The organism is Actinoplanes sp. NPDC048791, from assembly GCF_040650095.1.
Classification (GTDB): Bacteria; Actinomycetota; Actinomycetes; order Mycobacteriales; family Micromonosporaceae; genus Actinoplanes.
The window spans coordinates 1-8,224 of record NZ_JBEZGQ010000316.1; the positions used below are offsets into that span (position 1 = coordinate 1).

Sequence of the window (8,224 nt, forward strand, 5' to 3'; positions counted from 1 at the left end):
GCGGGAGCAGGGCCGGCACGAGGAAGCCCTGGCCGACGCCGAGGAGGCGGTGAGCGTCTTCGAGCACCTGGTCGAGCAGAACCGGGACACGTACCTGGTGGGCTACGTCGCGGCGGTCGCCGTTCAGGGCCTCGCCCTGTCCGAGCTGGGTCGCCATCAGGAGGCCGTCGTGGCCGGTGAACACCATGTGGCGTTGCTGCGGGACCTCGCCCGGGACAACCCCGAGCGGTACGAGGGCGCGCTCGCCACGGCCCTGAACAACCTCTCCGTGCGGTACCGCGATCACGGCCGGCCCGCCGACGGGATGGGCTTGCTGGTCGAAGCCCACGAGATCTTTCAGCGACGGTGGCGGACCAACCCGGACGGTGAAGCCGACGACCTGGCCATGACCGCCGCCAATCTGGGTGCGGCCGTGACCGGCCTCGGCCGGCTCACCGACGGCCTGACCCTCGTGGAGCAGTCCCTGGTCCTCTACCGCGACCTCGCCGCGAAACACCCGGACCGTTACCGGGGCGACCTGGCCACCACGCTCAACACCTACGCCGCGGTCCTCTCGGACCTCGGGCGGGTCGAGGACGCGCTGCGGGCCGCCGAGGAGGGCGTCGGCCACCTGCGCGAGCTCGCGTCGCGGGACCCGGACGCGTACGAGTTCCGGTACGCCGTCCTCAGCGACAGCGTCGGCCTGCGCCTGGCCCAGCTCGGCCGGCACCCGCAGGCCCTCGGCCACAGCCGGATCGCCGTCTCGATCTTCCGCGCACTGGCCGCCCGGCGCCCGCAGGCGCACCTGCCCCACCTCGCCCAGGCGCTCAACAACCTGGGGCTGCGCTACGTCGAGAACGACATGCTCGACCAGTCGCTGGTGGCCGCCACCGAGGCGCTGGCCGTCCTGCGGAACCTGCCACCGGACGTCGCGGCCGCTCATGAACGGCTGATGGCCGAGGCCCTGACCAACCTGGGCACGTCCCTCGGCGAAGCCGGCCGTAACAAGGAAAGCCTGCCGCTGCTCGAACAGGCGGTGGTGATCAGGCGCCGGATCGCGGCTCAGGGAACCAGCGTGCACCAGGTCGAGCTGGCCATCTGCCTCAACTCGCTGGCCGTGTGCCTCATCGGCCTCGGCCGGGCCGGCGCGGCCCTGCCCGTCATGCGCGAGGCGGTGGCCGCGGCCCGGCAGGGGTCACCGGCGGACGCCCACCAGCTGGTGCAGCTGCTGTGCAACTACGCCCTCGTGAACCTGGACCGTGGCGCGTCGGGTCTCACCGAGGCCGTGTCGGCGGTCCGTGAGGGCCTGGACGTGCTCCCCGGGCTGCATCCGGTGGCGCGACAAGCCGTGACGCCGGCGGTGGCGGTCGCCTGTCGCAAGCTGCACATCATGCTGCGCAAGGCCGGCCGCGACCGGGAAGCCGCCCACCTGGTACGCCTCTACCAGGCCAACTTCAATCGTCCTGGAGGGCCGCCAGCACGCTCCACGTGACGGCTCCGTACGTCAGATGCGGCAGCAGGTCGGCGACCCAGTCGGAGACGCCCAGTTGCCGCAGATCGCTGACGCCGAGCTTGGCCATGGTCCCGTCGGTGAACGCCATGACGGTGAGCCCGGTCAGGGCCGCGCCCAGCAGTGGGTGTGGCCGTACCCCGGCCTGCCGCAGCACGCCGAACAGCGCGCCCACCGCCACACCGGTGACGATGCCGGACAGCGAGCCGATCCCGCTGACCCGGTTGTCGCGGGTCTCGCCCTCGCCGGGGATCGAACCCGCGGTCCGGTCGTCGATGGCCTCGATCGTTTCTTCCGGCGTGCTGCTCGCCGGACGGCCCCGCACGATCATGTCGACGTAGGTCGCGGCGTTGAGCGCGGTCGATCCCGCGGCCCCCGCGGCGGCGCCGGAGAGTATGCCAAGTCCCATGCCGGTCGCCTACCCGCGTTGTGCCGGGACAAACGCCGGGTCGCCCGACGGGCTCGACGGGATCCGCGCCGAAGCCGCAGCCGGTATCTCCTCGGCCTGCTGCGCCCACCTCGGCTGCATCGTCCACTTCAACGACGCGGAGACCGCCTGGGAATGCCCCTGCCACGGCTCACGGTTCGGCGTCGACGGCTCGGTCCGGCAGGGCCCGGCCGACCCGCCCCCTGGAACACCGGGACATGCCTGATCGGTTCGACGGAGGTGCATGGATCCGCGGAAGGCGGGTAGCCGGGCGCCCATGACGACAACCACCATGCCCATGCTGGACGCCTACCCGAAGTCGATCAATCTGGACCGGGCCAGGCTCGCGGCCGCCGTCGACGCGCTGACCTCCTGCAGCGAGGCGTGCACCGCATGCGCCGACGCCTGCCTCAGCGAGGACATGGTCGCCGAGCTGACCAAGTGCATCCGTACCAATCTGGACTGCGCCGACATCTGCGCGACGACTGCCCGGGTGCTGTCGCGGCACACCGGGTACGACGCGACCATCAGCCGTACCTTGCTGCAGGCCTGCATCGTCGCGTGCCGCTCCTGCGGTGACGAGTGCGCGAACCACGCGGAGATGCACGAGCACTGCCGGATCTGCGCCGACGCCTGCCGCGCGTGCGAGCAGGCCTGCCGGGACCTGCTAGCCACGATGAGCTGAGGACGGCGTTTGAAGCGCCGTACGCGGGGTAAGCGGCTCACCCAGCGCGTATCGGAAAGACGGTGAACATGCATCGGGACGACCTGGTGACCGAGGTTCGGATACGGGCTCGCCTGTACGGCCGCAACCACGCCAGACGTGTCGTCCGAGCCGTCATGCACGCACTGCGGAACGTCCTTCCCGACCCGGCGTACCGGGGCCTGGCCGGGCAGCTTCCGGCCGAGGTCCGTCTCGGCTCGACCGAGCGCCGGCACGAAACCGGCTCGGCTCAGCAGCTCATCCGCGAGGTCGCCGATGAGCTGCACATCAGCGAGCCGGACGCCGCCTTCTACACCCGCGTGACCCTCGAGCAGCTCAACGCCTACTGCCGCGGCACCACCCCGGCCGGGCTGGCCGCGTCGCTTCCCGCCGACCTGCGCCCGCTGCTGTCCGCCCGATCCGAGGATCCGGCCCACCGGCACCGGCACCTGGTGCGCAGGCTGGGTTCGGCGGTCACCAACCTCAGCCTCGGAGCACCGGTCCGTGTCAACGAAGAGACGGCCGACCGGCCCGCGGTGCCCGCCCGGCGGCAACGCCACCACGCGAGCTGAGCCTCGTTCAGTCGGCGACCACCAGCGCCTGCGGCGCGGCGGCCTTCATGCGCGTCCGGAGCCATTTGAGCTGCATCGCGGTCTCACCCTCGCAGTCCTGCACGACCTGGCGCAGGTCGTCGTCGCGGGCGCCGCGCGCTGCCTGGCCGACGACCGTCCAGCAGATGTCGCACTCGGCGGCCATCAGGTACAGGTCCTGCAGGTCGCGCAGCAGGCCGATGCCACCGGTACGGGTGCCGCCGAACAGCTCCGAGTGCAGCCGGTCGGGTTCCTCCGGCGCCTCCTCGGAGTAGCGCCGGGCGAACGGTTGCAGCTTCTCGGCGTGGCGGTCGCAGACGAGGGCCTGTTGCCGGCACAGGTGGAAGATGTCGGGCTCGGCGGCATGCGCCGTGGCCACCTGCCGGAAGGCGTCGGCCAGGTTGCTCTGGGCCCGGTGCAGGAGTCCGAGGTAGTGGGCCAGGTGCATCGGTCAGTCCCCCTCGGTTCGTGCGGTCGCCTCCGCCGCGGGACCGCCGGTCGTGGCGGGCACGGTGCTGTCGAGTGGTGCGCTGCCGCCGACGGTCGGGGCCGGGGCCGGGATGCCGCCGCCGTCCGCGAGCTTGGCCACGCGTACCGCGGCGACCTTGAAGATCGGTTGTTTGGAGACGGGGTCCCAGGCGGTGAGGGTCAGCTCGTTCGCGGCCCGGGGCGTCCGGTCGGCGGGGTCGACGTCGAAGTAGCCGTAGTGGAACGGCACGAAGACCACGCCGGGCCGTACCCGGCCGATCCGGGCCCGGACCTGGATCGCGCCGCGCGGCGACGAGATGCCGACGACGTCGCCTTCGGCGATGCCGAGCCGGGCGGCGTCGCCGGCGTTCAGCTCCACCCAGGCGTCGGGCGCGGCCGCGTCGAGCTGCGGGGTACGGCCGGTCTTGGTGCGGGTGTGGAACTGGTACACCGTACGGCCGGTGGTCAGCAGCAGCGGGTAGTCGTCGCTGGTGACCTCGGGTGAGGGCTGGTGGTCGACGGCGTGCAGGAACGCCCGCCCGGCCGGCTCCTTGGCCCGGTACTCGTCCTCGGTGAACTCGGCGCCGGTGGCCAGGTCCTGGCCGTACGTCTCGCAGTAGGCGGGATCGGTGGCGAAGACGCCGTCGGTGTAGAGGCGCTCGGTGCCCTCCGGGTGGGCGTCGTCGCACGGCCACTGGATGCCGCTGCCGCCGCGCAGCTTGCCGTAGGTGATGCCGGTGTAGTCGCACGGGCGCCCGGCCGAGCACTTCTTCCAGGCCTCGAACACGTCCTCGGGCCCCTGCCATGTGATCAGCGGAATGCCGTCACGGTCGCGGAAGTCCATCCGGCGCGCGTAGTCGAGGAAGATGTCCAGGTCGGCCCGGGCCTGACCGGGCGGGTCCACGGCCTTCTCGCTCAGGTGCACGGTCCGGTCGGCGTTGGTGAAGGTGCCCAGCTTCTCGCCCCAGGTGGCAGCGGGCAGGACCACGTCGGCCAGCTCGGCGGTCTCCGTCAGGAACAGGTCCTGCACCACGACGAACAGCTCCGGGGCGGCCAGGATGCGCCGGATCCGGGCCAGCTCGGGCAGCGACACCGCCGGGTTCGTGGCCGAGATCCACAGCAGCTTGACGGAGCCCTGTTCGGCGTACCGGAAGATCTGCATGGCATGGGTCGGCGGGGCCCAGTGCGGGATCATGCCGGGCTCGACGTTCCAGAGCCGCGCGAGCTGCTCGATGTGCTCCTCGTTGTTCCAGTTGCGCAGCCCGGGCAGGTCGCCGTCGGCACCGGTCTCGCGGGTGTTCTGCGCGGTCGGCTGGCCGTTCATCTGGTAGAGCCCGGCGCCCGGCCGGCCGATCATGCCGCGGATCAGGTGCAGATTGTTGACCCCGCACGCGGCGGCGGTCGCCTGGTTGGACTGGTAGACGCCCTGCAGCACGGTCGACAGCAGCCGCTGGGAGGTGCCCAGCAGCTCCGCGGCGCGTTCCAGCCGTGCCACCGGCACATCGCAGATCCGGGCGACGCGGTCCAGCGGATACCTGTCGACGGTCGCGCAGAGCTCGTCGAAGCCGATGGTGTGCGCGTCGACGTACGCCCGGTCGTACCAGCCGCGCTGGATGATCTCGCGCAGCAGGCCGTTGACCAGGGCCACGTTCGTGCCGGCCCGCACCGCCAGGTGCACGTCGGCCTCCCGGGCGACCGGGGTGGCCCGGGGGTCGACCGCCAGCATCGCGGGCGGGTTGGGCCCGCGGCGACGATCCAGCATGCGGCTCCACAACACGGTCTGTGTCTCGGCGACGTTGTGCCCCCACAGGGCGATCGCGTCGCAGGAGTCGACATCGGTGTACGAGCCGGGCTGGCCGTCGGCGCCGAAGCTGGCCTTGAGCGCCGCGGCGGCGGTAGCGGTGCACAGCCGGGTATTGCCGTCCATGTGCGGGGTGCCGAGGCCGGCCTTGCCGATCACCGCGAGCGTGTAGTACTCCTCCAGGAACAGCTGGCCGGAGGTGTAGAAGCCGAAGTGCCCCCACCCGCCCGGGCCGTCGAGCAGCTGCCGCGACCGCTCGACGATGCGGCCCATGGCGGTGTCCCAGTCACTCTCGACCAGTCTGCCGCCCTCGCGGACCAGGGGCCGGGTCAGCCGGTCGCTGCTGTTGTTGGCCTGCCAGCCGTACAGGTCCTTGGGGTCGAGACGACCGTGGTTGATCCGGTCGACCGCCCGGCCGCGGACCCCGGCGATCCGCCCGTCCTTGACGGCGATGTCCATGGCATCGCCGTTGGCGTGCAGCACCGAGGCACTCTGCCACCAGGCGTCGACGTCGGCCTCGGTGAGCTCACCGTCGAGGAAAGTGTCGACGCGCACCGGCCAGGCCTGCCCCGGCCCGTACGGCGTGCGCGGCCCCCACGGCTCAGCGATCCGGTCAACCATGGTCCACCTCCAGACGACGCTCCGGTACGGGTGACCAGACCGGCACCGCCTGCCCGGTCGCCCGGTTGAACAGCCAGTCCACCACGGTCACCAGGATCACGCTCGCCATGGCGATCACGAGCTGGACCGGCGTGTGCAGCAGGCCGAGGCTCACGATGAGCGTCGTCGCGCCCGCCGGTGGATGCGAGGCCAGCAGCACCAGCAGCACGACGGCGGTCACGGCCAGCGACCCGGCCGCCGCCACGATCCGCGGCGCGCTCACTCCCTCCCGCAGCACCGAGGGGTGCCCGGTCAGACCGCAGGCGGCCAGCAGCGCGTATCCGGCCAGCAACGCGACCGCATGCCCGATCAGGGTGTTGCGCGGCGACGACTCGGGCGAGAGCGGCTTCTCGACGTGGAGCATCACCGCCGGGCCCAGGCTGGGGAACAGCCACGGCTGGTGCGTGAGCGCGGCGACCAGCCCGGCCACCGTCAGCGCCAGCACGCTGCCGAAGAACACCCGCACCCACCGCCGTATGTCCGTCACGCTCCGCCGTCCTGTCCTGACGCGATCCGCGGTCCCGGCCGGACCGACTACCCCGTTGAGATCCGGATAGTCGTGCGCTTTGGAAGAGCTCAGGTCGCCGGATCTTCGGACAGCGACGAGGATGGACGGGGCAGAGAGACCGTGCGGCAGCGGCGGGAGGGCCGGCCATGTCCGGGGAAGCCTGGGTGACGTCCGTGACGATCGACTGCGCCGATCCGGTGCGGCTGGCCCGGTTCTGGGCCGACCTGCTCGGACTGCAGGTCAGGCCCCGGGAGAGCCGGTACGTCGCGCTCACCCGGCCCGCCACCGGGACACCGGAGCTGGTGTTCCAGCCCGTACCGGAGGAGAAGGCCGGCAAGGTCCGCCTGCACCTCGACATCGGCGTGCACGACGTGGACGCGGCTCGCCGCCGCGCGCTGGAGCTCGGCGCGTCGCCCGCCGGCGACCTGGACGATCCGGGCGACGATTCGCTGGTCGTGCTGCGTGATCCGGAGGGCAACGAGTTCTGCCTGATCCGCCGGGCGGCCGGCGAGCTCTGAGGGGCCGGGCAGCGGCCTCAGCGGAGGCGTTCGCGGGTGTCCAGGTCCCAGAAGTGCAGGGCGTTGCCGCGGTCGCCGGAGGCCACGATCGTGCGCCCGGCGACGTCGGCGGTGGCCACGCAGCTCACGAACTCGCGGTGCCCGTCGTACCGGAACTCGCCGGGTCCGCCGGTCCCGTACGCGTTCACCCCGACGACCCAGTCCTCGGCCGTGACCAGCACGAGGGCGCCCGCAAACGTCGCCCGGTAGCTCCATCCCCGCTTCGACCGGTGCCGGCTGAGCACCGTACGGGTGGCGACGTCGATCACCTGGACATCGGCGGCCTCCTCCGGGTGGTACCCCGCGCCGCCGGCGAAAGCGTCGATCCCCTGGACCACCACGAGCCGCCCGTCCAGCATCGCCAGCGTCCCGACCTCGCACTCCTCCGGCACGGCCATGGGCTCGTACAGCGGTTCGCCGGTGGCCACGTCCCACAGAGTCAGCGCCGGGCTGTCGCCCCCGATCGTCAGGGCGACGAGCCGCCCGTCCAGCACGCCCAGGTCCGTGCGGCTGACTCGCAGGCCGGCGCCGGTGCGCAACTCGGCAACGGGGTCACTCGTCCCGGCGTCCCAGATCCGCAGGACACCGTCCGCGGTCCCGATCCCCACCACCGCGCGACCGCCCACCTCGGCCGGGCTGATCCCGGCGATCCGCTCGCCCAGCCGGGCCAGCGGCTCGCTGCGAGGAACGCCGGCGTGGACCTGCCAGCGCAACACCACCCCGTTCCGGTCGCCGGTGACCAGGATGTCGCGGTCCGGCCCGGTGAAGGCGACGTGCGTGACCTCCGCGGCATGCTCGATGAGCGCCGGGCCGAGGGCCTGACCGGTGGCCGCATCCCACAGGCGCACGGTCCGGTCGGCGCCACCGGAGGCGAACACCGGGTGGCCCTGCCACCGGCCGGCCGCGACGGTGTGGACGGCGTCGGTGTGTCCGCTGCTCGCAGCCGGTGCGCGCAGTCGCCACAGGCGCGGTGGGCCGCTCGCCGCGTGGGACACCACGACCGGTTCGCCGTGCCGCTCGG

Annotated in this window: 10 protein-coding genes; 5 read left to right on the plus strand and 5 right to left on the minus strand. The window is 72.3% G+C overall.

The features are described 5' to 3' along the window. Positions 1-1,471 (plus strand): tetratricopeptide repeat protein (locus AB0C29_RS22480; RefSeq protein WP_360823201.1); only part of this gene is annotated, 1,471 nt, incomplete at its 5' end. Here the strand turns inward: AB0C29_RS22480 and AB0C29_RS22485 are convergent. Next, positions 1,434-1,898: a hypothetical protein gene (locus tag AB0C29_RS22485; protein ID WP_360552776.1), complete on the minus strand. Its 465-nt coding sequence runs from the start codon at positions 1,896-1,898 to the stop codon at positions 1,434-1,436. The two genes, AB0C29_RS22480 and AB0C29_RS22485, sit on opposite strands and share 38 nt — an antisense overlap. Between AB0C29_RS22485 and AB0C29_RS22490 the strand changes: the two genes are divergently transcribed. The 3 genes from AB0C29_RS22490 (at position 1,897) to AB0C29_RS22500 (ending at position 3,191) form a co-directional block, all read left to right on the plus strand. Further along, complete coding sequence (locus tag AB0C29_RS22490) at positions 1,897-2,142, plus strand: Rieske 2Fe-2S domain-containing protein (protein ID WP_360823204.1); 246 nt, start codon at positions 1,897-1,899, stop codon at positions 2,140-2,142. The genes AB0C29_RS22485 and AB0C29_RS22490 overlap by 2 nt on opposite strands. A gap of 51 nt (positions 2,143-2,193) precedes the next feature. Further along, complete coding sequence (locus AB0C29_RS22495; protein WP_360823207.1) at positions 2,194-2,601, plus strand: four-helix bundle copper-binding protein; 408 nt, start codon at positions 2,194-2,196, stop codon at positions 2,599-2,601. Between the two features lie 68 nt (positions 2,602-2,669). Further along, complete coding sequence (locus AB0C29_RS22500) at positions 2,670-3,191, plus strand: DUF2267 domain-containing protein (RefSeq protein ID WP_360823223.1); 522 nt, start codon at positions 2,670-2,672, stop codon at positions 3,189-3,191. A 7-nt stretch (positions 3,192-3,198) separates the two neighbouring features. Here AB0C29_RS22500 and AB0C29_RS22505 read toward each other — a convergent pair whose 3' ends face one another. The 3 genes from AB0C29_RS22505 to AB0C29_RS22515 are packed head-to-tail and all read right to left on the minus strand — an operon-like array spanning position 3,199 to position 6,625. Further along, on the minus strand, positions 3,199-3,657 hold the full coding sequence (locus tag AB0C29_RS22505; RefSeq protein WP_360823210.1) for a hypothetical protein: 459 nt from the start codon (positions 3,655-3,657) through the stop codon (positions 3,199-3,201). A gap of 3 nt (positions 3,658-3,660) precedes the next feature. Continuing rightward, entirely contained in the window at positions 3,661-6,099 is a 2,439-nt protein-coding gene (locus AB0C29_RS22510; RefSeq protein ID WP_360823212.1) for a molybdopterin oxidoreductase family protein, read from the minus strand. Next, positions 6,092-6,625 (minus strand): HPP family protein, encoded by a 534-nt coding sequence (locus tag AB0C29_RS22515; RefSeq protein ID WP_360823215.1) that lies wholly within the window; start codon positions 6,623-6,625, stop codon positions 6,092-6,094. Before AB0C29_RS22515 ends, AB0C29_RS22510 begins: the two co-directional genes overlap by 8 nt. 194 nt (positions 6,626-6,819) lie before the next feature. On the opposite strand from AB0C29_RS22515, the gene AB0C29_RS22520 reads away from it, so the two are divergent. After that, positions 6,820-7,164: a VOC family protein gene (locus tag AB0C29_RS22520; RefSeq protein ID WP_360823217.1), complete on the plus strand. Its 345-nt coding sequence runs from the start codon at positions 6,820-6,822 to the stop codon at positions 7,162-7,164. 17 nt (positions 7,165-7,181) lie between these two features. Here AB0C29_RS22520 and AB0C29_RS22525 read toward each other — a convergent pair. Beyond that, a partial coding sequence (locus AB0C29_RS22525; protein WP_360823220.1) for a WD40 repeat domain-containing protein occupies positions 7,182-8,224 on the minus strand: 1,043 nt, incomplete at its 5' end.